Annotated in this window: 23 protein-coding genes and 1 pseudogene; 7 read left to right on the top strand and 17 right to left on the bottom strand. The window is 58.3% G+C overall.

Annotated features, from left to right (window positions below; all coding sequences use genetic code 11):
- The coding region (locus EVC45_RS47080; protein WP_248295358.1) for a hypothetical protein at positions 1-181 on the bottom strand (181 nt) is incomplete at its 3' end.
- Here EVC45_RS47080 and istB point away from each other — a divergent pair.
- Positions 98-832 (top strand): IS21-like element helper ATPase IstB, encoded by a 735-nt coding sequence (gene istB, locus EVC45_RS33625; protein WP_248295357.1) that lies wholly within the window; start codon positions 98-100, stop codon positions 830-832. The genes EVC45_RS47080 and istB overlap by 84 nt on opposite strands.
- A 97-nt stretch (positions 833-929) precedes the next feature.
- A pseudogene (locus EVC45_RS47075) lies at positions 930-1064 on the top strand (ATP-binding protein); the annotation flags it as partial.
- A gap of 617 nt (positions 1065-1681) precedes the next feature.
- On the opposite strand, the gene EVC45_RS33615 reads toward EVC45_RS47075, so the two are convergent.
- The 10 genes from EVC45_RS33615 to EVC45_RS33560 form a co-directional block, all read right to left on the bottom strand.
- Positions 1682-2158, bottom strand: a complete 477-nt coding sequence (locus EVC45_RS33615) for a DUF3788 domain-containing protein (RefSeq protein WP_129962470.1) — start codon at positions 2156-2158, stop codon at positions 1682-1684.
- A 44-nt stretch (positions 2159-2202) separates the two neighbouring features.
- Positions 2203-2706 (bottom strand): YkgB family protein, encoded by a 504-nt coding sequence (locus tag EVC45_RS33610; RefSeq protein WP_129962469.1) that lies wholly within the window; start codon positions 2704-2706, stop codon positions 2203-2205.
- Positions 2707-2907: 201 nt separating this feature from the next.
- Entirely contained in the window at positions 2908-3357 is a 450-nt protein-coding gene (locus tag EVC45_RS33605; protein ID WP_129962468.1) for an N-acetyltransferase, read from the bottom strand.
- A gap of 167 nt (positions 3358-3524) precedes the next feature.
- On the bottom strand, positions 3525-3995 hold the full coding sequence (locus EVC45_RS33600) for a pyridoxamine 5'-phosphate oxidase family protein (RefSeq protein ID WP_129962467.1): 471 nt from the start codon (positions 3993-3995) through the stop codon (positions 3525-3527).
- Positions 3996-4165: 170 nt separating this feature from the next.
- Positions 4166-4861 carry a glutathione S-transferase N-terminal domain-containing protein gene (locus tag EVC45_RS33590; RefSeq protein ID WP_129962466.1) on the bottom strand — a complete coding sequence of 232 codons (696 nt, stop codon included), beginning with the start codon at positions 4859-4861 and terminating at the stop codon, positions 4166-4168.
- Between the two features lie 140 nt (positions 4862-5001).
- Positions 5002-5547, bottom strand: coding sequence for a carboxymuconolactone decarboxylase family protein (locus EVC45_RS33585; RefSeq protein WP_129962465.1), 546 nt, complete (start codon positions 5545-5547; stop codon positions 5002-5004).
- Between the two features lie 188 nt (positions 5548-5735).
- On the bottom strand, positions 5736-6353 hold the full coding sequence (locus EVC45_RS33580; protein WP_373683101.1) for a nitroreductase family protein: 618 nt from the start codon (positions 6351-6353) through the stop codon (positions 5736-5738).
- Between the two features lie 434 nt (positions 6354-6787).
- Positions 6788-7744, bottom strand: a complete 957-nt coding sequence (locus EVC45_RS33575) for an AraC family transcriptional regulator (RefSeq protein WP_129962463.1) — start codon at positions 7742-7744, stop codon at positions 6788-6790.
- Between the two features lie 242 nt (positions 7745-7986).
- A complete protein-coding gene (locus EVC45_RS33565; protein WP_129962461.1) occupies positions 7987-8280 on the bottom strand; it encodes a DUF3331 domain-containing protein in 294 nt (97 codons plus the stop codon).
- A gap of 15 nt (positions 8281-8295) precedes the next feature.
- A complete protein-coding gene (locus EVC45_RS33560) occupies positions 8296-8928 on the bottom strand; it encodes an FMN-dependent NADH-azoreductase (RefSeq protein WP_129962460.1) in 633 nt (210 codons plus the stop codon).
- A gap of 293 nt (positions 8929-9221) precedes the next feature.
- Here EVC45_RS33560 and EVC45_RS33555 point away from each other — a divergent pair, with 293 nt between their 5' ends.
- Positions 9222-10634: a PLP-dependent aminotransferase family protein gene (locus EVC45_RS33555; RefSeq protein ID WP_129962459.1), complete on the top strand. Its 1413-nt coding sequence runs from the start codon at positions 9222-9224 to the stop codon at positions 10632-10634.
- Positions 10635-10941: 307 nt separating this feature from the next.
- Here the strand turns inward: EVC45_RS33555 and EVC45_RS33550 are convergent, their stop codons facing one another.
- The gene (locus EVC45_RS33550; RefSeq protein ID WP_129962458.1) at positions 10942-11319 is read right to left on the bottom strand and encodes a hypothetical protein; all 378 of its coding nucleotides are present in this window, start codon (positions 11317-11319) and stop codon (positions 10942-10944) included.
- Between the two features lie 246 nt (positions 11320-11565).
- Positions 11566-14442 (bottom strand): CHAT domain-containing protein, encoded by a 2877-nt coding sequence (locus EVC45_RS33545; RefSeq protein WP_168991589.1) that lies wholly within the window; start codon positions 14440-14442, stop codon positions 11566-11568.
- 34 nt (positions 14443-14476) lie between these two features.
- Here EVC45_RS33545 and EVC45_RS33540 point away from each other — a divergent pair, with 34 nt between their 5' ends.
- The 3 genes from EVC45_RS33540 to EVC45_RS33520 all read left to right on the top strand — a co-directional run bounded on the left by EVC45_RS33540 (position 14477) and on the right by EVC45_RS33520 (position 17319).
- Positions 14477-14839, top strand: coding sequence for a hypothetical protein (locus EVC45_RS33540; RefSeq protein WP_129962456.1), 363 nt, complete (start codon positions 14477-14479; stop codon positions 14837-14839).
- Positions 14840-15688: 849 nt separating this feature from the next.
- A complete protein-coding gene (locus EVC45_RS48020) occupies positions 15689-16087 on the top strand; it encodes a transposase (RefSeq protein ID WP_373683100.1) in 399 nt (132 codons plus the stop codon).
- A gap of 164 nt (positions 16088-16251) precedes the next feature.
- Positions 16252-17319 (top strand): purine nucleoside permease, encoded by a 1068-nt coding sequence (locus tag EVC45_RS33520; protein ID WP_129962454.1) that lies wholly within the window; start codon positions 16252-16254, stop codon positions 17317-17319.
- A 735-nt stretch (positions 17320-18054) separates the two neighbouring features.
- Here the strand turns inward: EVC45_RS33520 and EVC45_RS45840 are convergent.
- Entirely contained in the window at positions 18055-18225 is a 171-nt protein-coding gene (locus EVC45_RS45840; protein WP_168991588.1) for a hypothetical protein, read from the bottom strand.
- Between the two features lie 1498 nt (positions 18226-19723).
- Here EVC45_RS45840 and EVC45_RS33510 point away from each other — a divergent pair.
- The gene (locus EVC45_RS33510; RefSeq protein ID WP_168991587.1) at positions 19724-20440 is read left to right on the top strand and encodes a toll/interleukin-1 receptor domain-containing protein; all 717 of its coding nucleotides are present in this window, start codon (positions 19724-19726) and stop codon (positions 20438-20440) included.
- Positions 20441-20593: 153 nt separating this feature from the next.
- Here EVC45_RS33510 and EVC45_RS33505 read toward each other — a convergent pair whose 3' ends face one another.
- The 3 genes from EVC45_RS33505 to EVC45_RS33495 all read right to left on the bottom strand — a co-directional run bounded on the left by EVC45_RS33505 (position 20594) and on the right by EVC45_RS33495 (position 22588).
- Entirely contained in the window at positions 20594-20872 is a 279-nt protein-coding gene (locus EVC45_RS33505) for a type V toxin-antitoxin system endoribonuclease antitoxin GhoS (RefSeq protein WP_129962452.1), read from the bottom strand.
- Between the two features lie 103 nt (positions 20873-20975).
- Positions 20976-21170 carry a hypothetical protein gene (locus EVC45_RS33500; RefSeq protein ID WP_129962451.1) on the bottom strand — a complete coding sequence of 65 codons (195 nt, stop codon included), beginning with the start codon at positions 21168-21170 and terminating at the stop codon, positions 20976-20978.
- A 251-nt stretch (positions 21171-21421) separates the two neighbouring features.
- Positions 21422-22588 (bottom strand): hypothetical protein, encoded by a 1167-nt coding sequence (locus EVC45_RS33495; protein WP_129962450.1) that lies wholly within the window; start codon positions 22586-22588, stop codon positions 21422-21424.
- Between the last annotated feature and the right edge of the window lie 60 nt (positions 22589-22648).

The following is a 22648-nucleotide window of genomic DNA, read 5'->3' as shown; positions in this document are numbered from 1 at the left end:
CTTCGGCCGTGACCTCCATTCCCTTCTGATCCATTGAACGTCCATGAATCCATGTCCAGAACTGAACACGATCCTCAAGCAGTTGCGCCTCTCGGGCATCCTCGACTCGCTCGAGCAACGCAACCGTCAGGCCATCGACGGGCAACTTGCCTACACGGATTTCCTCGCCATGCTGTTGCACGACGAGGTCGCACGGCGAGAGCAGAAGAAGCTCGGCGTGCGGCTCGCCCGTGCTGGCTTCGCCCTCGGCAAGACGCTCGAGAACTTCGACTTCGACCGCGTGCCCAAACTCAACCGCGCTCACGTCCATGATCTCGCCACCGGCCGCTACATTGACGAGAAGGTCTGCGTGCTGATGGTCGGCCAAACCGGCGTCGGCAAGTCGCATCTCGCGCAGGCCTTGGGCCACTGCGCCGCGCGTCAGGGCCGTGATGTCCTGTTCATTACGCAAACCGGATTGCTCAAGAAGCTGCATGCAGCAAGGGCGACCGAACTCTATGAACGCAAGCTCCAGCAGTTTGTGCGCGTGCCGGTGCTGATCGTTGATGACTTCGCACTCAAACCTCTTCGTCCGCCCCACGACGAAGACTTCCATGACCTGATAGCCGCCAGGTATGAGCGCGCGGCGACGATCTTGACGTCAAATCTCGACTTCAGCGAATGGGGAGACGCGTTCCCCGACAACCGCATCCTCGGTGCTGCCACGCTCGATCGGCTACGGCACGGCGCCTACCGCGTCGTCATTGAGGGTGAGAGCTTCCGCAAGCCGAAACCAATGCCCGAAAACGGCGAAAACGCGGTTGCAAAATCAGGCAAAAAAACGCATTCTTGAGTCCCTTCGAAATCGCGTTTCGGGGCCATTCCAGGTGGCCTCATTACGCCGATCATCCCCGGCTCGATTACGCCGATCCGTGACAGACGCAATACGCGGTGACGATGGCCTCGGACTAGGCCTGTACATCGCGAGCGAGATTGCCAAATCACATCATGGTGAGATCCACGCCCAGTCGGATGAGACAGAAACGATATTCACCGTCCGACTGCCGCGCGGAAAGCGCGAATAGCGTCCGTGTCGACATGTTTATGTGAACGTCCACCGGGCTTTTCTGACCGCGTCGCTTCGGCAGGTGCGGTCAGTTACCTTCGAACGTCGGTTATCGGCATCCGAAGGGTCCTGGCGAATTGAAGACAAGTGTCTCCAGAGGGGTCGTTCTCAGCCAGTCACAGATCCAATGCGCTGACGCAATCCAAGATAGCGGATCAACGGATTGATGTGCGATCGTGATTACCGGTTGCCGACCTCTCATTCGATGAACTGCTGCACAACATCGCTCGTCCATGAATCGGCCGCGAATTCATGCAGGTGCAGCGAGCTTCTCATGATCCTTACGATCTCCCCAGCGCTTGAGACAAGAGCTGGCTGCGCCGGACTACGTCCACGGGTTGCATCTGGTCTGCGACGCCACCCATGGTGAGCACAGCCTGATACCGCCGCGCTGTGGGAAGACTTGGCCCGCGTTCCACCGAGACGCGCACTACACTGATTGGTGACGCCAGCATCCGCGCAGCGCGTGCACATCGGTCTGCCCGTGGCGGATCGACGAAATTATTTGAAGGCCAGAGCAAAAGCCGCGCAACGGGCAGTGCGAAACAGCGCTGATACTGTCAATACGATGTCAAATTACAACCCTTGAGAGCGTGAAAGGGTGGGACGTTTCATGCTCATTAGATCAGTCACCTCATTTCGATCATCCGCCGACAAAACTGGAATCGTCAGCCATTTCCCGTCATGATAGGTCTGGGAATCGTCGTAGAGTTTGACCAACGGCGGACGCCAGAAGTAACGCCGATCTTCAAACTTTTCTCGTTCGGCCCGGCCCAGGACTACCAAAACGGACAGCTGTCTGTACGCCGGGAGCAGACTGCAGAATGCCCTGCTTTCCTTATAGCGCAAGGCCCAACCACGCTTCTTGCCACCATATATCCAATCCGGCGTAAAAACATTGGGATAGAACTCATCGATCCAGCTTCGCAGCTCGCGCCAGTGTTCGAACGCCTCCGGACCCAACCAGTCGCGGACAGTGCGTTCATCCGGATGCGAGGATTTACCAGAAATTCTTTCGCCGATCTCAGCGTTTCGCGCAGTTTTGCTCTCCATTTGCCACCTCCTCAGACTATCCGGATATCCAACTGTCCTTCAGCTCACTGCCGCGCGTCTGCCCGCGAGGCCTGAACCGACCCGAGCAGGAGTGAAAGGGACGCAGCCAGCAGAACGACATCTTTAAGAAGGAACTGGCCAGGCAAAGCTGAAATCGCGGGAAAACCACCCGCGGTCGCTTCGGCCACGCCCGGGGTGCTCAACATGAAAGTAAGCGTGATCAGGTAGGTCGCGGCCGACATCGCGGCTCCCAATGCAGAGAAAAGTGGTTGAATCGCTCCGATAATCAGAGCGCCCGCAGTCGACAGCTCAAGCAATCCGACTACATCACTCGCCCCTTGTACGCCAAATAGCGCATTCAACCAACCCATTAAAGGACTGTTGACGATGAAAGGCGAGATACCAGCGGCTTCGTAATGGGTGAATTTCATTGCACCGAACCACAAAAAGATGACGACAAGCGCCCATCGGAGCAACGCAAGACCAGCCCGAGATCCAATGCTCCTTTCTGCGATTTGAAAGCGAAACTGATTTGCGCGAATGCTCATTTTGATTTCCCGATTCAGGATGTTTAAATGTTTGTTGCAGATTCCCCGCTTCATTTTTCCGACACTGGTCCCGGGATAATCTTCGGCCGAAGTAGTCTAGGAAGCGTTAGAAACACCGAGGATCCAACCGGAAGCCAGCCTCTTTTCCATCTGGCACACGACGCGTCGCCAGTGTCCTGGCGAAGACCGGGCAAGTGAATTTCACGCGAGCACCTTTCGGTACTGGATAAAGCCGGAGCGTTCTCCCACGGCGTCGTAAAGGAGCCTGCCGGGATAGTTTGTTTCATGAGTCAGCCAGTGCACGCGCGGGGCTTTTCGACGTTTCGCCTCCGCGTACACATGCTCGATCAGCGTGCGACCAATGCCACGCCCACGTGCGTCGGGCGCAACAAACAGGTCCTGTAGATAACAGTAGTCGGCGCTTGTCCAGGTCGATCGATGGTAAACCGTGTGCACAAAGCCGCAGGGTTGGCCGCACACCAAGGCGAGAGCCGCTTGCATTGGTTCGTTGGGATCAAAGAACCGTTCCCAGGTGTCGCGCGTCACGGCCTTGGGGATATCTACCTTGTAGAATCGCTGGTAGCCTTCCCACAGCGGCAGCCAGATATCGAAATCGCTTCGTTCGATGGCTTTAACCTCAACTGATTGCATAGAATGCTCCGAAATTCATATGGCAGTTTCGCTGCGAAATGCAACTGTGACCGGCCCCCGCAGCAAGCAATGGGTTCGATCAACGATACCGTTGAGCCGCACGGCAATTTGTCAGCCTCGGTTCACAACGGAACGATTCGATCAAACCATTGACGCACACCCAAAGCCTATTCCCCGATTGGGCGCACACCGTACTTTTGACGGTATGTTTTCTCTATCTCGTCCTGACTGCGCGGCGGATCAGCAAATATGTGCGCAGGTGAAAGCAATGGGGATATCGAGCTAACGTCGACTCTGACTACGTGTTCGACAGGATATTCAGGCCCGTTTATCAACCGGATCCAGTCCGCAATCATCAAATATTCGATTTCGCCGGGCGGCAGAATGAACGCCTGCCCATTGAACCGGTAGCCACGCCTCTGAAAGATGTCAACCACGTTGATCTCGACTGCGGGGTTGAGATTCAAGTTTCGCAACGTCCCAGGCGATGCGATATCGGCGAAGTAAAGCTTGCCGTTCCTGACCGTCAAGGAAGCTTTTGGTGAGAGGTTTGGTGTCCCGTCCTTATTCACTGTCGCGACGAACGACAGGATGGCCCCCTTTATGATTGCCTCGGCGTCTGCGGTGATTTCAATCATGGATTCACTCGTCTTGAAGGACATCCTGCGAATTGGAGCAATGCTATCGCGTGCCTCGCAGGATTCGTTGTTTATCAATGGGTTTCACGCTATTTGATTGGCGTGGTCAGCGTTTTGTCGTCGGTGTCGAGAACGAACACTGCGAGCAATCTCGCCGATTCGGTGCTGATTCAAATTGCGGGCACCTCGAGGCCGCGCCGCACACCAGGGCGCGCGAGACCACGATCGAACCATCGCTGGACATGAACGAATCGATCGAAACCGACAAGTTCCCGTGCCTCGTAAAAGCCGATTAAATTGCGCACCCACCCGAGCAGCGAGATGTCAGCAATACTGTAGTCATCGCCCATCATCCAGGCGCGACCTGCGAGACGTGTGTCGAGCACGCCGAGCAGCCGACCGGATTCCGCCACATACCGGTCACGCGGTCGTTTGTCCCCGTAGTCTTTGCCAGCGAATTTGTTGAAGAAGCCGACCTGACCAAACATCGGCCCGACGCCGCCCATCTGCCACATCAGCCACTGAATCGTTTCGTAGCGGATCGCAGGATCGGCAGACAGGAATTGCCCGGTCTTGTCGGCGAGGTAAAGCAAGATCGCACCGGATTCAAACAACGCTACCGGGTGCCCGGCGGGACCGTTTGGATCGAAGATCGCCGGAATCTTGCCGTTCGGGTTAAGGGAAACGAATGCAGGCTCCTGGTTCTCGTTCGCCATGATGTCGACACGATGGGCCTCGTACGCAATGCCCGTCTCCTCCAGCATGATGCTCACCTTTACTCCATTAGGAGTCGGCAGGGAAAATAGCTGAAGCCTGTCGGGATGGCGCGCTGGCCAGCGCGCGAAGACTGGATGCTGAAGTGTCATCTGTGTCCTTGATGAGGGAACGAGCCAGCCTTTCGCCGAACATGGCCGACCGTTCCACCGAGCGTCAGATCGTTCCGACGGATGACCCCGAGAGCTCCGCTCTCGGGGTGCACAACGTCACGTTTGTCGTAGGCGCGAGATCAGATCGAACCGGCCGGCGCGACGGCCGGGAAATCCATCTCCGGATCGAAAACGTTATTGAAGAAGTTCGTCAGCGAATACATCGCCACGAGTGCTACGATTTCCATCACGTTTGCATCCGTGTAGCCCGCCTCGCGTACAGCGTTCAGGTCGGCGTCGCCCACCTTCCCACGGGTTTCGATAACCTTGCGCGCGAACTGGACAGCCGCCTCGCGCTTCGGATCGTCGGCACGACCCTTGCGCGCGAGAATGATTTCATCCGCCGGCAGCTTTGCCAGGTGCTCTGCCGTGAAGCTGTGAACCGTCAGACAGTAGTTGCAACCGTTCACTTCGGAGACCGCGAGGCCGATGCTGTCCCGCGTTTTCACGTCGAGCGCCTTGCTCAGCGATCCGAGCAGGTACGCCCAGGCGTTGAACGCGATCGGACTTTGCGCGAACGCGGCCATCATGTTCGGCGTAAAGCCGATGTTCTTGGTGAAGCCATCAAGCGTCGCCTTCGATTGGGCGGGTACTTGTTCCGGTGAAAGAATGGTGGTTCGGGTCATGATCGATTCTCTAGTTGATTTGCACTACGTATCAAGAAAGGTTCAACGTTGAACCTTTCCTTCGCATTACTTCGGGCCCGGATCCGGGTCGAAGCTGTTCAGGCCTTCAGGCGGGTGTTACCTTGCCTACGAGATCCCTATTCATGTCTGGCTGGTTGCTCTGTGTGTTGAGCGCCCCAGCGATGCGCTTAAACGAGATCGAGCACGTCGGCCACGGGACGGCGCGGCTTTTGCGCCCAGTTCCCTTGACGCTCAGCGCCGATGGAGAGCAGAAGCGCGGGCACCTCGTCATCGGCCAGACCGAAATCGCGGTGAACAGCCTCGGCGTCGAAGCCGATCATCGGCGTCGAACCCAGACCCAGTGAGCGGGCTGCGTAGATCATTGCCGACGCACCGAACGTTGCGGTGCGAACGGCTTCGTCGCGGCGACGCTGGGGATACGCCATGTACAGTTCGCGTGCCGGGTTCTCCCACTCCGACACCATCTTCGCCGGCATCACGCCTGCTTCGACCAGCGGGGCCAGACGGTCTGGAATCACGCTGGTGTCGACCAGTTGTCCGCAGATGATGAAGGTAACTGCCGCGTCTGCGACAGCGGGCTGGCTCCAGGCAAGTGGAAAGAGCTTGGCCTTCGCTGCGGGCGTGCGTACGGCAATAAAGCGCCAATTCTGCAGGTGGAAGGACGTCGGGGCGCTGGTGGCGACCCGCACCAGTTCGCGGATCTGGTCGTCGCTCAACGTCGCGGACGGGTCGTAATACTTCGTGGCGCTGCGGCTGACGATGCATTCAATGACTGCGTTACTCATGGTGGTTCCGCTGTTCATGGTGGTTCCTATGGGTGAGGAGGACTGCTGGGGTGCAGAAGTACTGCCTTTCGAAAATGGTCGGCAAAGATTCAAGGTTCTTGTGCCGATTGCTGATCACCTTGGCCGCTTTCACCGGGGCGTCGCACCTTCTGCGTGTTTGCCGTCAAGTGGTTCGGTGTTTCACACTCTAAGACTCCCCAGTGGTTATTTCGAGAGCGGAAATGCTCAATAAAATATCCAAAAGGATCAAACGGCGTATAGCTGATTGGTTCGCTCGATCTGGCAACGCGGCGGCGTTCATCGCGCCGACTCCATTAAGGTCCTGCAGTCCAGATTGCATCGAAGGAGCCGCGGGCGAAGGCCAGTCGCTCCGCGCCGACATCGCCGGATCTTGTCCCGTGCTGGTTCGAACCGGGGACGACAAATCTCGGGCGCTATCGCCCCTGACGTGCGAGACGGCGCCATTCACCGGGTGTCATGCCCATCCTCTCGGTGAACAAACGGCGGAATGACGACACCGATTGGTAACCAACCGATTCGGCCACAGCCTCTGTGGTCATCGTCGGCTTCTTCAGCTCGTTCGCGGCGTGGCTCATGCGGATGTCGGTTAGCAAATCGACGGCTGAACACCCGAGCGTTTCCTGGAAATGCCGCATGAACGTGGCGCGCGACATGTTGCACAGGGCGGCCAACTCCGGCAGGTTCCACGCGCGCGCGGGATGGGCGAACATGGCCGAAATCGCGGGGGCCAACCGTGGATGGCCGGCGAGCGCCAGCAAGCCTGTCGGTGCCTGCTCCGATTTACTCGCCTCGCGCAGCACGATAGTGAACAGCGCCGAACTGAGCGCGTTGAGGACGGCGTAACCGCCCACTTTTTCTCCGGTAGACTCGCCGCGCATGAAGCGCACAAAATTGGCGAGATGATTCGAGGGGGATTCGATGTCGGAGTCATCATCGCCGCCCGTAGTCCGCACCACCAGATTCGTCGGAAGGTAATTGCGAATCAGTCGATCATGGGGCGGCCCAATAAAAAAGCGGCCACATAACATATCGAGATGTTCGCCGGCGCCATCATTCTCGCTAAACGTCCACCCAGCGAGGTCTTGGCGCTCGCGAGTGGGTCCGGGCTGAATTCCACTACCGTCGTGCAGGACGTGCGCAGAGCCGTGGGGCAATAAGACGATATCGCCAGCGACCAACTCCTTTGCCATTCCCGCCTCTGGATCCTCGATAATCGCCTTGCCCTTAAGGACGACGTGGTAGGGGATTTCATGGGTTGCCGCCTGATCCCACACAACGCGCCACGGTGCGCCGTAGGCGCAGCGTACTTCCGGCCGACCAGTGACGGTGATCAATTGCAGCAGGCTACTCAACCAGTCGACGTGAGACATATGATTCCGGAAGGCCTCAGCATGGGAAAATCAGGTCGCCGATCAAACTAGCAAAAGCGCCAGCGCTCGCAAATTTCGTCGACGGGAAACGCTCGTTCCTCGCATCGCATTGACAGGATGCCTTATCGAACGACAGGTCGCGACGACGGCGTAGTCGAGTTTCCGGAACGCCTGAACGATAGCTCTGCCGATTTCCTGCGATGCGCCCGTAACGACCACGCCTTGCGCGACACGCTCATGATTCAGTGTTCCTGACATGATGCTTCCTCAAGAGAACAAGCTACTACGGAAGCCAGAATCATTCCATGGGGGTTGACCGGTGCATACGTTCGACTCACACGCGGGCGAAATATCGGGTCACCACGGTGTATAGCCTCACCAGACAACGCACAGACAGCATCCGAAGGTGCCGATCCAATACCCCAGATCTGGCTCTCGTAACGTCCCATGCAGGGGTCGCTCCAGCGTACGCTAATCGTCGTCGACGACAGTTTCTCCACGACGGATATCTGCGAAGGCGTCGGTAGATTTGGCATGAGATATCCGCGCGCTCAAACGGCGCTGCACGCGAGATTTGCCATAAGTGGCTCGATTGTGGCGATCAGAGAAGCTCGAAGTTGCGCCGCCTGCTCTTGATCGAGAAAGGCGGTTGCCTGCAGCGGCACATAGTGAACGGAGGTGAAACCAATGCAAGCCAGTACGGCAGAAAGATAGGGCGTGAGAAAATCCGGCTGGTTGGCGCGTTCGCCGGTGAACACCCCACCTGAAGCGATACCGACGAATACCGGACGGTCTCGAAGCATTCCAACCTTGCCAGTTGGCGTCGACTGCATCGTGCGACCGACGCGGATAAGCTGATCGATCCACGCTTTCAGGACAGACGGAATCGTCAGGTTATTCATCGGAGTTCCGATAACGATTACGTCGGAAACCTCGACTTCCTCAATGAGTTCCTCAGCGAGGAGTACCGCGTCAGCGGTCCGTCCTGCGGCAGCCAACGTCGCCGGCGTGGAGAGTGCGACGGCGTAGGCGGCTCCCAGATGAGGTATCGGCTCCAACCCGAGGTCTCGCCGGCGAACTTGCGCGACTGGGAAAACCGTTTGAAGCTTCTCGACGATCCCAGCCGAAAGCTTTCGACTTTGCGACTCCAGTCTCGGGCTGCAATCGATATGCAGAATATTCATACAATTTTCTCCGGCAGATTTTGCAGCGATGATGATCCCGGGATCGCTTGCCCCTGAGTCGTTAGTCTCAGATAGCAGACGAAAGCAGTTGCTTGGAACGCAGAGCACAGAAAGAGAGCGTCTTTAAATCCCTAATTAACAAAGGCCTTGTGCAGGCACGGGCCGTCTGTGCAACACTCCGTTCCCACTTCCGTATTGATTTTGTGTTGTAGCACCGATGGCAGGGCAGATTCTGTACCATCGACAGTGCGCACAACAGAACCAAGATCGTGACTTTTGTGTGTACCAAGAACATGGATTCAGACTTTCAGATTCAGCTCGACCGAACGGCGAAGCGGCCCCTTGCAGAACAGATTTTCGAGAGCATCAGTAGGGCAATAGCGTCAGGGCTGCTCGAGTCCGGAACACGTCTGCCATCGTGGAAAGATCTTGCCTCGCAGCTCGGGGTGTCGCGCGGGACGGTTCAAGCTGCCTATGAACGCTTGAGTGATTCACAGATGACCGAGACGTTTGGAGCCGGAGGAACGCGGGTGGCGCCAAGGCTTCGCGTCGCCACAACTCAACGACAAGCGGCGCGGCTCGGGTCGTTTATGAGGTCGTACGAGGAGATGATGGCCGGGCCGGCGATTTTCCAACTCGGTGTTCCGGCGTTTGAAGGGCTACCGGAAAAGCTTTTTTCGCGAGCCCGCTCCTCCAACCTGCTAAAAGCCGACTGCTTGTCGTCGCTACTCTATCCCGATCCGAGAGGAGAGTTCGAACTGCGCAGAGAGATCGCAGGCAATCTCTCTATTGCGCGAAACTTCCACTGTCATCCGGAGCAAATTTTCATCACGTCAGGATACAGCTCAGGCTTAGGCTTGGCGCTTCGGGTGTTAGGTTTGGATGGCAGGAAGGTATGGATGGAAGAACCCGGTTTCAGGGTCACCCGCAAGGGGCTGGAGCTGGCTCGGTTGAACATCGTGCCGATCCCCGTAGACGCGGACGGTATCAACGTAGACTACGGCATCGAGACCGCCCCGGACGCCGCGTTAGCGGTCTTGACGCGTGGTCAGCAGGCGCCTCTAGGCTCGACCTTGTCGCTGAGACGACGCCTTCAGCTGCTTGAGTGGGCGGCTTCAAACGATGCTTGGGTCATTGAAGATGACTACCTCGGTGAACTGCAGCTGGAAGGCAGGCCGGCGCCAGCCATGGCGTCTCTCGATGAGGGCAAGCGCGTCATCCACATCGGCTCCTTCAGCAAGACTGTTAGCCCTGCATTGCGGCTTGGCTTCGTCGTTGCCCCGGCTGAACTGGCCAATGCATTCGCGGAGGTGGCGGCGACACTCGCTCCCGCGCCGTCGCCAGTTATCCAGATCGCCACCGCGCAATTCATGCATGAGGGCCACTACATCCGGCGTGTGCGCCGGCTCAAGCGTATATATTCCTCGCAGCGCGACGCGCTGGCTGAGCAGTTGCGTATGCGGAACGCGGAGTGGGTAAATGCGGGCCTGGCAGTGCTTCTTCGACTCCCGGACGGTGCCCCTGATGTGCGGATCGTTCGCGAGGCGATGACCGTCGGTATCGCGCCGTCGCCTTTGTCCGCGTGGTTCGCAAATCCGTCGTGGACCGTGCCTGGCCTTTTGCTCGGGGTTGCTACGGCGCCCGAACAACACCTCGTCAAATCGTGCCACCGATTGTTCGAGATAATTGATCGACATTGCAGATGAAACGGTTCGCCAGGCGATTTGAGGTGGGCGTGAAAAAAACGTAACGCGCTCTCGATGTCCGTCTGGCCACCATTTCCGACGAGAACCCCATGCCGATCGCTAAACGCCTGCATTGGGAAATCCATTCGGTTCTCGATGCTCGCTAGTGTGCCGCGAGGCCACATTGCGGGCACGCGCGTGACAGTCTAGTCCTCCAGAGTTCGGCCATCTTCTGCTGGTCGACCCCGAGCTTGGGCCGACGCTCGAACGACCGGGTAGCACCTGCAGTCGCATGAACTGCGTGAGCTAACGGTGGCGGTAGGTCACTTTATGCCTTTAGTGGAAAGTTGATTACGCTCACACGAAATCTGAAAGTCGTGCCCTTCTTATATGCGCCGTGGCGAGCATAAAACGCGCTGATCAATATACCTTGCTCATCCTGCTGCTCTGCGGGTGCGTGACCAACCCACACGCTCCCCTCATTTTCCAGTGTACTGGCAAACGGATATTCGTCGCGGCTCTCGATGTTTGGAACGCCGCGCAGAGATTTTCCCCTGATGAGATACTTCTTTGGCCGGCAGACATATGTCAGAACCGCCGGCCAGCCTGCCATCTGGGCATGCCAAATATTCTCCGCAATCTGCCGAATTCTCTCGTCCTTCCAGTCGTAGACCATAACTGGCAGATCGTCGATTTTGTCGACCATGATGCACACCTCATCGAAGGGTACTTCCGACGCCAGACCACGGATAGGGCAGAAAAAAATGGCATCTTCCCCCCGCTGTTGATTTGGTATTGTGTGACGCAGCGAACGCGATTAGATGTTAGTGCGAGCGACCGCTTAGCACTCGGCATCCCCGGTTGCGTAGAGAGTGACATGTGACCCGGCTACCTTTTGTCGCGGAATTATGGCCACGTTTGGCATAAGAGTGGATGAATCGTTGACTGAGACTCAACGGGCTCCGTCGCCGTTAAGAACGTAAGCTCCCCAATAATACGGATGGCGATAAAGCACGCCGACTTTGCCATTCAGCATGTTTCGTTCGGTTTGCGCAAGGGCTTCTGCTTTTGACAGGGAAGGGTCTGAGGCGAATGTCCGGAACACGGCGGTCGTGACGTCGGCTGCTGAACGGGATTCCACCGCCCATTGGGTCACCAGCATCGTGCGCGCGCCTGCGGCAAAAAATGCCCGGCTCAGTTCCGACACGGCGTCGCCAGCGTTACCGGAGGCCAGTCCTGTGTTGCACGCCGACAGCACCACCCAGTCTGCATTCAGGCGTAACGTCACAATGTCGTCTGCTGACAGAATCGAGTCCAGGAGTCCGTTCCCTTCGTAGGCTAAGGCCAGACCGGACTTGTGCCACTCGGGTAGTTCACCCGGAATGACCCCGTGTGTCGCGAAAAGTACCACCCGTTCTGTGGAAAGATCGGCCTTCAGAACCGAACTTCGTGTCGCTTGAGTCCCGGAAACAATGCTGCTCCGCGGAGCGTCAAGTGCGGTGGCAATTGACCGCGCCTCGTCCAGGGTCTCTGGAAGGGGTGCGACGCGCCGGTAGTCGAAGTGCAATTGGGCGGGATTTGAAGCCGCAGCGGCGGTGACGTCTTCCGACTTTTCGGTCGCGGCCCCTGCCGCAGCTCCGCTGAAGCTCGGGTCCGCAAATGCGATAAATGGCTGACTGGCATTTGGCGAGGGATGCGCCCTTGCAATCACCAACGCAGACCCGCTAGGCAGTCGTACCGGCGCGATGGAGCTGATCCACCATTTTGCACTCTCCAGATTTTCGGTCGGCTCTGTTACAAGGACGTCGAAGGGTGTGCTGGCCAAGGGCCCGCTGGTCACGATGTAGGCCGTTTTGGCTCCGCGAAGCTCGTCTGCAATTGGCGCAATGAGCGCCTCGTACAAACTCACGGACGCTGCCAGATTGAATCCGCCAGGATCGCCGGTGCGTGTTGGGGGAGAGCCAGAGTCAAAGGCAGCACGCAGGGCGATAATCTGTTTTTTCAAGCCGGCCCGCGCGGTCGAAAGCCGTACAGCTTTGAAAGTGCCTTCTGGGCGCACGACAAATGCGTACCCTTCGTCGCGCGCGGCGTAGAGGTCAATGTAGACTTCCCCCTGCCGGAGTGTCGAACTCAATGTCGCAGGATCCGGTAGCTCGGGTGCGACCAGCTCCTTGTAAGCGGGGAACTCCTTCTCAATCTGTTTGCGGATACTCGCCAGATGTTTGTCCACCTCACCCAATGCACTCTGCTCCCTCTTTACAGCCGATGCTGCGGCGCTCTGTTGCAAGAGCGTGCCGCCATTGTGTGATGACGAAAGCTGACTGACCGCAAGCGTGAGCGCCAGACGCGCTGTGTTCTGTTGATACCGAGCTTCCTGCTCTTGCTCGACCAGGGTCCTAAGAGCGGGGTTGGTGGCTGCGAGTCGTGCTGCGCCATCGGCCATTGCACCGTAAGTAGCATTTGTGTGGAAGAACTCAGCGATGCGAAATGCCATGCGTTGATCCGTGTCCGTGCCGGCCATCAGCCTCTTCATCGACAACTCGAGTGCGCCGTCGACCACGAGCGGGCCTGCTATGCTCGATGCGTCCCAACTGCCCGGTGATCCAACGATTTCGGAAGCGTATTTAATGAGTTGTTCGGCCGTTACATCTGAACCAGGGTTGCTCAGTTCATACAACACTTTTAGTGCCGCCTGTGACTTATAGAAGGGACTACCTGCGCCATATCGCCGAAGTGTCCCGATCATCGCAGCGCTGATCTTGTCTTCGGCTGCTTTCCATTGCCCCCGGGACGCTAAAATCAGCGACGCCCGCTCTCCGGTGCCTTCATTCTTTGCCACTACCGGGTTCACCGCGGCCGCTGACTCCCACCCGTCCGCGTCTGCGGCATAGTCTCCTATTCGCCCTTGTACTAAAGCAATCAATAGCCGGGCGCGTCTCGCTTCTGAATAAGTGACAGTATTCGGCGATAGGTCGGAATTCCGGAATTCTTCAAGAGCGGCGCTGATGGCAACCATGGCCGCGTCGTAGTCATCGTTTGAGGAAAGGGCGATGGCAAGGGCGTAGTCAACTTCGCCGCGCTGGAAAGCGCTAAGATGCAGATCCGGGCGCGTTTGCATAATCCAACGCAGCTCATTCGCATAGCTCAAAGCCTCCATTCTGCGATTGTTCTCAACCATTGTGCGAATCACTTCTGACAGGTCGTCGCCGAATAACTCGGTGACCGCCATGCGGTGCTGATGCTCGCTGAGCGACGGATCGTTCAAATCACGCCAGGTCAGGCTGATGAGTGTTCTACGTGCCGATAGTGCGAGATCCTGGCGGTTGAGATAACGGCGCTCAAACTCAGACTCGACATACAACTCAAAGTATGCCGGGTTGCGCCTAAGCTGTTCGAGCTCGGAGGGAGAGGTGCTCCGCGCAAGAGATTTTGCTTGTTGCAGCATACGGTCGCTGTGAACAAAGTCGCTGGCGATGGCATAGGAATTCGCGAGATCTGATGCGGCAAGCGATCGTTGACCCGCCGGAATATGACTGTCGTAGACGATCTTCTCGCGGATCCGCATTGAGTCCGCCACTCTCCCTTCGCGGAAGTAGGTAGTTGAGAGCTTGTCGAGCAGGGCATACCGTTGAGCTCCGTCCGAAATTGTCGACAATTGCTGCTCGACCAGCAGCTCGTCTGTAGGCGGCGATCCCGCCGATGTCGACTCGGTCCTTGAGACGCTCGGAGTAGCCGATTCCTGGTTGGGACCCGACGCGCACGACGCGCAAAGGCTCAACAGCGCGAGAGACGCAATCAGGCGAGATTGCCAATGGGCGCGGCTTTGCATGGTCGGTCTTGGTGGGTCGTAGAGAGGACGCCGGATGACGGGGTGGCAGTTACCCATTCAAGCAGCCATCCATGCAGATTTCAAGACCAGTCACGTTCTCGATCCGAGCCCTACAGTCCAAAGTACTGCCTTCGTCGTGTCGGAAGGAAATCTGGCGATGAGCTTGAGGGTCATTGCTGGCGCTGCCGAGGGTTCACGCCTTGAAACCCCCGCGGCGTGGCCAGTCGAGCGTGTGGCCGAAGCCAGTGTCCGCGTTAATACACCAAACTGTGTGTTCGGCAAGAACGGCAGTGCCCCAGTGCTGGATGAATGCGAAGCCGGTCTCGCCTGGATTCACCGCTGGGTTCACGCCGGCACATCGAGCCTGAAGACCGATACAGCCCGCTTCAAGCCATGAGCGAGCTCGTCGAGTGACAGTGGTCTGCGGCGCCGTGCTGGATGAAGTCATCCATTTGGGACAGCACCGGATCGACCTGTTCGACACCGCGGCCCTCTTCCCCTGAAGCGACCGCGATCCTGTCGAGCAGAGCCGGAACCGCTTTGACGGCGCGTTGTAGCGCGCCGATCGTCGCACCAAGCGCCTCTGCCTAGGTCTCCCCCGGACCCACAGTCGAAGGCGAAATTCGCGGCGTCTTGGGCCTACGGATCCTAGAGGAGGGCGGCGGGTACAGCGCACGTGACCGAATCCGGCTGATTGATCGGCTCCCTGAAGATCGTCACCTGTGCTGAAAGAACCGGCTCAATTCGCGTCTGGCCGCGGACCACGTGTTCCTGTGCGATCTGTTCAAACTGCTCCCGCTGGCGACTCGTGCCAGCTGCGCGTTCGACGCTTGAATCTGCGCAGCAGGCGTTTCGCTCAGCGGACGAGATTCTCGACCGGGGTTCTCCGTCGCGGAGTGACGTTCGTCAAGTGTTGTCCGAGCTTCGACGCACCCTGTCCAGCCAGCGTGCGCTCTCCGATTGTCTCGAACGTCACCCGGAGGGCTTCAGTTGGGAAAGAGGCAGCGATCAATGATCATGGAGGTCCGACGCGAGTTACTCGACGAGAAAGCAGCCAACAGGCGGAAGTACCTCGTTTAACGCCGAAGGAAATCCTGACAGGTAAGCCAGCCATTTCCTACGGCACAATCCGCCAGCACCGATGGAAGTCGGATTTACCGCTACCTATGATGTTTTCAACCGGCTGCGGAGGCAATGGCGGAACCCCAGGACGAGATAGAACTCCGTGACTGCGTGAGCTGTTGGCATGACCATGCCGTATCAGAGGGGCTGGTACATCCCACGCGATTCGGAAAAAGGATGTCGATGGTGCGATCAACATCTGACGGGACGGAATTGGAGCCCGCAGCAGAGAAGACGATTGAATGATATGTCCACATTCATACCACTGAGCGACGCGGAATGGGCCCGTATCGCTAACCTCTTCCGGTTCGATGAAGCAAGGCGTTTTGGAAAGACGCCGAGGCATCCGCGCGAAATCTTGAACGCAATTCTATGGGTCTCGACCCACCAAAAGACATGGGCCTATTTGCCGCCCAACATGCCACCTTCACGGACCTGCTACATAAGGCGCATGCAATGGCGCCGCGATGGGACCTTGAAACAAGTGGAAGCCATCCTCGGACTGCGCATCGATCTCCGCTAACGCTTGCCAATTCATCTCTTTCTCTGCTTATACTCATAGTCACCTGAACGGCTGACGCCCAGGTCCCACGCTGCAGGCCGACAAAAAGCCACGACCTTAGTCGACAACATGGCGCGCGATTCACGTTTCGAAACGCAGTTCTTACATATCAGGTGGGACCTCTTATGCGAAATCGTGCTTTTGGTGCTGCAATTTCATCGTTGCTGCTGGCGGGCGCAGCAGTTTCACCGACCATTGCGCAAGCCGACGATGGCTTCGCGCAGGATGACGGCGCGTCGCATGGCCGTCCGGTCAAGGTGATGATCATTTCAATGTTTGGTCCGGAAGGCCAGGTGTGGCTCGATCATCTCGGACCGTGGCAGGACATCCCCGTCGCGGGTCTGTCTCCTGACTACCCGGCAGTCCACTGCAATCGCCACGAGGTGTGCGTGATGACGACGGGCATGGGGCACGCAAATGCCGCCGCGTCGATCATGGCGCTGACGTTCTCGCCGCGTTTCGACTTGCGTCATACGTACTTCATGGTGGCGGGTATCGCAGGTATCGATCCGCTTCAGGGGACCGTCGGTTCCGCTGCCTGGGCCAACTGGCTTGTCGACTTCGGGATTCAATGGGAAATCGATGGGCGCGAAATTCCGCCGGGCTGGAACACAGGCTATCTCGGCATCAACACGACGGGCCCGACGCAGAAGCCGCCACTCGACTATCGCACCGAAGTGTTCCAGCTCAACCCGGCGCTTTCGAACGCGGCACTCGCGCTGTCGCGCAACGTAACGCTTTCTGACGACGCTCAGGCGCAGGCTGCCCGCGCCAAATACAACTATGCGCCCGCGAACCGTCCGCCCACAGTGATCCAGTGCGACACGCTGGCGGGCGACACCTGGTGGTCGGGCACCGATCTGGGCGAGCGGGCGCGGCAATGGACGAAAATCCTGACCGACGGCAAGGGCACCTATTGCACGACGCAGCAGGAAGACAACGCCACTTTCGAGGCGTTGACGCGCGCGGCGACCGCGCATCGCGTTGACCTGGCCCGCGTAGCGGTGCTGCGCGCCGGCTCGGACTTCGACCGGCCGTACGCGGGGCAGTCGAGCGCGGACAATCTGCTCAACTACGCGTCACAGGGCGGCTTCACAATCGCGATCAACAATCTGTTCCTGACGGGCAATCCGCTCGTGCAGGACATCGCCACGCATTGGGGCGAGTGGCGCGACGGTGTACCGCGGCGGTAGCGCGTCCGCGGCTTGGTGAAGCACAGCGCGTGTCGGTCTGCACAGCGATTCTGTCCATGGTTGTCGTGGGCTGCCGAGTAGGGAATGGTGGCTACTCCCACGCCCACGCAACGGGCGGTGCGCTCGGCGCACTGCCGTCTGGCGTCTTCATCAGGCCATTCAACGCGCGGCGTCGTGTCGATGCGACTTGGGGGCATGCGCGGCAAGTCGCGCGGATGCGGTCGCGAGTGGCATGGTATTTCCCGGTGAGTGGACGCCCACCGCGGCAGTGGTAGATTGCGGCGGAACGGGTTCGGTTTCGCCGGCCTTCGGTCTCGCCGGCGCATGGCGTGTTCACGGGCCTTGATACAGCACGTCCAATCGCGGTCAGGCCCGAGTTCCGCATCAGATGGACTGCTTGCTCAGTCTCGGGGCGACGGCAGTCGCGAAGTAAGGTCAGGCAGTGCGACAAGCAGAATGGCTGATATCCAAAGCCCGGTCCATTGCCGGAAACGGAAGCCACTGCGCTGACGAAGCCAGAGGGACGACCACACTCAGGGGCGTTCAAAGCGAACTCGGCACTGGCGGCTGCCTATGGAATTCCATGATGGCTGGACGAGCGAGGACCGGATTGCTGGCGAACTGCGTGACTTACAGTAACCGTGCACAGGCGCGTCGAGGAGATTCATGTTTGACAACGAGCGATCGGCAACTGGTCTTTCGAGTCGGCCCGCGGCACCTCTCAATGGCAGGCGGTCAATGCACGTGAAAAACGCCGCCGATGCCAATGCTGACTGGCGGTGCAGCGTAATAGCCTGGTGCATAGCCGTAGTAGTAGCCAGGCGCGGGCGCATAGCTGTAGGGCGGCGCGACGACACAACCGCAGAGGCCACTAATCAGCGTTAGGGTGAGAAGAGTTCGAGTCATCGATCAATGTCCAACGAGCGAGTGATTGTACGAGACGCCCGGCTGTGACGTCGGCGGTACTGTATCGTAATACTTCATGACCATCGAAGTTTACTTCACAAATTTCGCAATCCTATTGCGCGTACGTTTACACGTGTAACGCCTTGTGACCGCTGATACATGTTTTACAGATGACAGGATTTGCAGCGCGACCGCCGTGGCGGTGCAAGCGTCAAGCTCGGAGTGTGACGCGTCTACATCGACCAGGCGGAAGAATTTCTTCGACGGCAAGGGGTTAAGCTTGTTGAGACGTGACGTACGCTGTCGGCGCTCGCAACACCAAGCGTGCTGTCTACGGAGGTCAAACGCGGATTGTGCCCTCTCCACATCACCAGGAGCGAACGAAAATGAGCAAAACAAGGGATAACTCAGGCAATTTGTATTCCTACGCAATTGTGGCATGAGATCGACCATGGTTTCTTCGAGCCGTTCCGTGAGTTTGACTTAAGATAAGCAAACCTATCTGAAGCGATGCGTTCTTACCGGAAACTAGCTTCGGGTCGTCGGGAGCTTTTGGGGCCTGCGCAAAAAGACGGTTTCAAATGCTTGGTTAATTTGCCGAAAGCTGTGCCAGCAGACATGTAAGAACCGAGCTGGACGAACCCAATGTCTGTGCGATTACGTTCGAAGTGACTTCGCGAAAACGTGGGCAGAGGCCGCGATGCCGCCGCACCGCTATTTCTCTATTTGCCGGTTCGAACCCCGCCCGGCCCACCATCCAATTTTGGAGGAGGTTTGGGCTTTTGTGTGCCGTTAAGCATAAGGTGGCCATTTCGCCCCGTTATGCCTTATTGGCTGATCGGCCACATTTTGCCTCTTGGGCACTTTGTGATAGCCGGAGCCCCGCCTCACCGCCGCCGCGCCTGCTTTGGGCGCGGCGCGCCTCCTATCCCGGCTTCAGCGCGTAGGTCGCGCGACCATTCGGCTTTCCGCAGGCGCCCGAAGCGCGGCATCCCCGCCGTTCTGGCACCGCCAATGCATATTCGCATTTCTCGAAGTTTCTGTCACCCGGTCCTGTGCATCCCGCGCAGCGTTGCGTTTCTGCGACAGCCGACTTCTTTTCCCTTGCTGCCTTCGCTCGGCCGTCCGGCCGTTCGAGCTTCGTTTCGCCTAAGCTGCCGTCAGGTGCTATCGAGCCGTTCGGTAACATCGCTACGCAGACTTGAGCAGATCCCACTGTCGGCGAACTTTTGTGAGAAGAATCGCTTGCAAGCGTCCAATCGCGCCCCATATAGCGGGTCGAGCCGCGCAGTGGCGTCACTCGGACGCGCCTCTCGCGGTCGAACTCGACCAACCACGCGACAACAAGAACATGAGCGACATACGAGGCAACGCAATAGCGCATCTACAGCAGCGTCATCCAGCCGCCCCTGTCCAAGATGGGCCCGCGGTAGTCCCGACAACAACGAGCCAAAAGACGGTCCACGTCCTGCTTGCGCACGATCCGGAATCCGCCGTCATGCATGGACTTTTGGCAGTGCCCGACCTCGGCGCTGACGGCGATCTCGAGCATCTGGGACCGCTGACGCGCGCCTTTCTCGAGAACGCAAAGAATCAAATGGCTTTTGAGTTCAGCGACACAAAGGGGCGGAAGCCGACGGTGCAAAGCAGCAAGATGGTTGTCGCACCGGCTATTACGCTCTATACCAATCGACTGCACGCGTCGCGAGAGGACGTCATCTCTGCGTTCGGTTCGGCTGGTTTGATCACTCAGGTCGTCTCGGAGGAAGAGTTGCACCAAAGTCTGTTTATTTCGTATGGCGGCCCAGACGAGGGAATCGCCACCGAGATCAATGCGTTTTTGAAGGCGCGCGGCGTTAAGACGTGGTTCTTCCCCGACGACGCGCTTCCGGGTCAAAAGCTTCATCGAATGATGCATCAGGGCATCAATGCCCACGATCGCATCTTGCTCATCTGCTCGAAGTCATCTTTGTCGCGAAGCGGCGTTCTGAACGAGCTAGAGCGAGTGTTGGAAAAAGAGGCGGAATTGGGCGGCGCCGATTTGCTGATCCCCGTCACCGTCGACGACCATGTTTTCAGCGAATGGCTTCCGGAGCGGCCAGACGTAGCAAAACAAGTCCGGTCGCGTGTTATCACAACGATTCCAAAGCCAGATGGTGATCGCGTCGCCTTCGACGCCGCGATGAGCAAGGTCGTTGCGGCGCTGAAAAAGTAGGGCGCGCAGCGCAGGATTCAGGCGGTGCCTAAGCTTGTGTCCGCACCTGCTGCGGCCCTCGAGAAAGACGCGAGCCACATTCGGCGCAGACCGCCCTGATGCCAAAAGCATAGGCTCCGCGCGGTCGACTTCGCGCTCGGACGATCTCGCTGGTCAGGCCTCCGCAAGTCCGCCCACATATCGACCGCCCGACTTGGTCACGACGATTCCGGACTTTCGCCCGATCGCGTCGGATGCGGCCCGAGCTTTGTCATATACTTCCTTTTTCGTTTTATCGCCTTCATACGCATAGGAAGCGTCGGGCAACTGGAGCAAAGTGCCGTTCACCTCGAGGGTTCTCTCAAAACCGCGCTTTTCCATCTGCTTGTGAAGCTTGGGATAGTCGCCACTTTCTTCGTCGTGCAGTTCCACGCGAACTGTAAATTTCGCCATCTAATATCCTGGTTTTCGCTTGCAGTTAGCCCTGCAAAGAGGGCATACGTCGAAAAGAGACGAGCCCTTTAAGAAAGAGTTCGTCTCCGCCGCCCACCAGTGCTTACTTTTTCGCTTTACCTGCGCCGTTATGCGCGGGGCGGTCCATCGAATAGCTTTGCCCCGCCTTCGGTGTCGGCGGCATCGGCTTGCCTTTCACTGCCGTCCGCTCTTCCCCGGTCTTGCCACCCCGCGAACCCACGATTCCATACTCGCCGGATCTCGGTGCGATCTGGCCGGGTTTTAGTTTCTCTGCCATTGCTAAATACTCCTAACTACACGCGACAGATTCGTGCCGGCGAATTGCCAGCGTCCTGTCGCGCACTACCCACGGAATAGTCGCCTTGATCTGCAAGATTTTGGCGGCCGGCTAGGTGGCGGTGCCCCGTAGCTGTTACCTGGTTGAGCAGCCACGAGTAAACTCTACCGCAAAAGACGCCTCCCAGGTTAACCCTAAGCACAAGATAAGCGGGAAAATCTATGGTGCACCACAACAACTAGTGGTGTGCTTCAGCGCAGGCCAGTAGAGTACTCATAGCCTTCCTTCGCCAACAGCGTGGCATCCATGGCCTTGATACGGGACACCGATTGCCGGCCCTTTCCATGCCAGACCAGCCACTTGGCGTGATCGATCTCTGTCTCTACAGCGATTCGCTCGTGAGGGGCCATCGTCTTGCTTCCAAACACCGAGTTCCTGGCAGCCTTGAACTTCATCGCGATGTGAAACCAGTCCAGGATCCTTCCCCTGGCGAGCTGGCTGCCGTCCACAGCCTTGCCGAATTCGCCGGCGTCATCGCTGATCACGGTGACCCGCTCGTCTGGAGCCACACCGCTTGCAAAGAGAAACTGGTCCAGCCGCGCGGGCGCCGATGGCACCAGCTTATGCACGTACGCGTAGAGACGCGGGGTGCGATCGGAGAGAGTTGCACGGCCCGCAACGATGTTGACATGTCGATCCCGTGTCAGCTTCTGCGCCCAGGGCGATTTCAGCTCCGCAAGGTCGCGCTCCGCCTTGCGGCTCCTGGGACTGCTGCTGAAGTTCAGCCACGCCGAGTCCACGCTCACACAGCCGACGGTGGTCGATTCGCGAACCTGCTCTCCGCTGTCCGGTTTGGGTCCGGACGCGATATCGCGGTTGATTTGCGCGTCCAGCGCGCTGCCGACGGCGAGGATTCGACGGCGAGTACTACCGAAGGAAATCCCTTTGTCCAGTGGAAGGACCTCTCGAAGCAGCTCGGTGGCCTGACGGTACGGAAGATGGGCGGCCCACCTGGCCTGCAGGTACTCCAATTCCGGCGTCACACGCTGGTGAACGGCCTTGCACAGCGGGCTCAAGGAGCGGCGCGGTTGCCCTTTCTCTGCCACACAGCTGCAGGCCCACAGCCTCGGACTCGTCACGTCGACTTTGCCAAACACGGTTCGCAGCACGATCGATCGGGCGTCCTTGTGGGCCAGCATCGAGCCACAACGGTGGCAAGCCATTTGACTCTTCATCCACCCGGCAGTCTGCTTCGGCACAAGAAACGCTTGAACCTCGGCGAGCAAGGCACGACCTTCGGCAAGTGTGAGTCCCAGGTCGGCGAGGCTGCCGTCTTTTCGTTCCACCACAGCAACAATCGTTGCATCAGTCTCACGCGCTTCCCCACCCTCTACGCGGGCCTCGATGATCAGTCGCATAGCACCTCCGATCGGTTGACAACGTCGCCAGCGTAGCTGAAACGGCCAGCGTGCCGGGCG

The organism is Paraburkholderia sp. UYCP14C, assembly GCF_004197395.1.
Taxonomy (GTDB): Bacteria; Pseudomonadota; Gammaproteobacteria; order Burkholderiales; family Burkholderiaceae; genus Paraburkholderia.
Note: the sequence above shows the minus strand (reverse complement) of the source record. Positions and strands in the feature narration are given on the sequence as shown.

What these genes read in the sequence shown, in the direction of transcription:
- EVC45_RS33615 (WP_129962470.1), bottom strand. Translation starts at nt 2,158, where the DNA reads ATGGAGAGCAAAACTGCGCGAAACGCTGAGATCGGCGAAAGAATTTCT.
- EVC45_RS33610 (WP_129962469.1), bottom strand. Translation starts at nt 2,706, where the DNA reads ATGAGCATTCGCGCAAATCAGTTTCGCTTTCAAATCGCAGAAAGGAGC.
- EVC45_RS33605 (WP_129962468.1), bottom strand. Translation starts at nt 3,357, where the DNA reads ATGCAATCAGTTGAGGTTAAAGCCATCGAACGAAGCGATTTCGATATC.
- EVC45_RS33600 (WP_129962467.1), bottom strand. Translation starts at nt 3,995, where the DNA reads ATGATTGAAATCACCGCAGACGCCGAGGCAATCATAAAGGGGGCCATC.
- EVC45_RS33590 (WP_129962466.1), bottom strand. Translation starts at nt 4,861, where the DNA reads ATGACACTTCAGCATCCAGTCTTCGCGCGCTGGCCAGCGCGCCATCCC.
- EVC45_RS33585 (WP_129962465.1), bottom strand. Translation starts at nt 5,547, where the DNA reads ATGACCCGAACCACCATTCTTTCACCGGAACAAGTACCCGCCCAATCG.
- EVC45_RS33580 (WP_373683101.1), bottom strand. Translation starts at nt 6,353, where the DNA reads ATGAGTAACGCAGTCATTGAATGCATCGTCAGCCGCAGCGCCACGAAG.
- EVC45_RS33575 (WP_129962463.1), bottom strand. Translation starts at nt 7,744, where the DNA reads ATGTCTCACGTCGACTGGTTGAGTAGCCTGCTGCAATTGATCACCGTC.
- EVC45_RS33565 (WP_129962461.1), bottom strand. Translation starts at nt 8,280, where the DNA reads ATGCCAAATCTACCGACGCCTTCGCAGATATCCGTCGTGGAGAAACTG.
- EVC45_RS33560 (WP_129962460.1), bottom strand. Translation starts at nt 8,928, where the DNA reads ATGAATATTCTGCATATCGATTGCAGCCCGAGACTGGAGTCGCAAAGT.
- EVC45_RS33555 (WP_129962459.1), top strand. Translation starts at nt 9,222, where the DNA reads ATGGATTCAGACTTTCAGATTCAGCTCGACCGAACGGCGAAGCGGCCC.
- EVC45_RS33550 (WP_129962458.1), bottom strand. Translation starts at nt 11,319, where the DNA reads ATGGTCGACAAAATCGACGATCTGCCAGTTATGGTCTACGACTGGAAG.
- EVC45_RS33545 (WP_168991589.1), bottom strand. Translation starts at nt 14,442, where the DNA reads ATGCAAAGCCGCGCCCATTGGCAATCTCGCCTGATTGCGTCTCTCGCG.
- EVC45_RS33540 (WP_129962456.1), top strand. Translation starts at nt 14,477, where the DNA reads ATGACGGGGTGGCAGTTACCCATTCAAGCAGCCATCCATGCAGATTTC.
- EVC45_RS48020 (WP_373683100.1), top strand. Translation starts at nt 15,689, where the DNA reads ATGACCATGCCGTATCAGAGGGGCTGGTACATCCCACGCGATTCGGAA.
- EVC45_RS33520 (WP_129962454.1), top strand. Translation starts at nt 16,252, where the DNA reads ATGCGAAATCGTGCTTTTGGTGCTGCAATTTCATCGTTGCTGCTGGCG.
- EVC45_RS45840 (WP_168991588.1), bottom strand. Translation starts at nt 18,225, where the DNA reads ATGACTCGAACTCTTCTCACCCTAACGCTGATTAGTGGCCTCTGCGGT.
- EVC45_RS33510 (WP_168991587.1), top strand. Translation starts at nt 19,724, where the DNA reads ATGCATGGACTTTTGGCAGTGCCCGACCTCGGCGCTGACGGCGATCTC.
- EVC45_RS33505 (WP_129962452.1), bottom strand. Translation starts at nt 20,872, where the DNA reads ATGGCGAAATTTACAGTTCGCGTGGAACTGCACGACGAAGAAAGTGGC.
- EVC45_RS33500 (WP_129962451.1), bottom strand. Translation starts at nt 21,170, where the DNA reads ATGGCAGAGAAACTAAAACCCGGCCAGATCGCACCGAGATCCGGCGAG.
- EVC45_RS33495 (WP_129962450.1), bottom strand. Translation starts at nt 22,588, where the DNA reads ATGCGACTGATCATCGAGGCCCGCGTAGAGGGTGGGGAAGCGCGTGAG.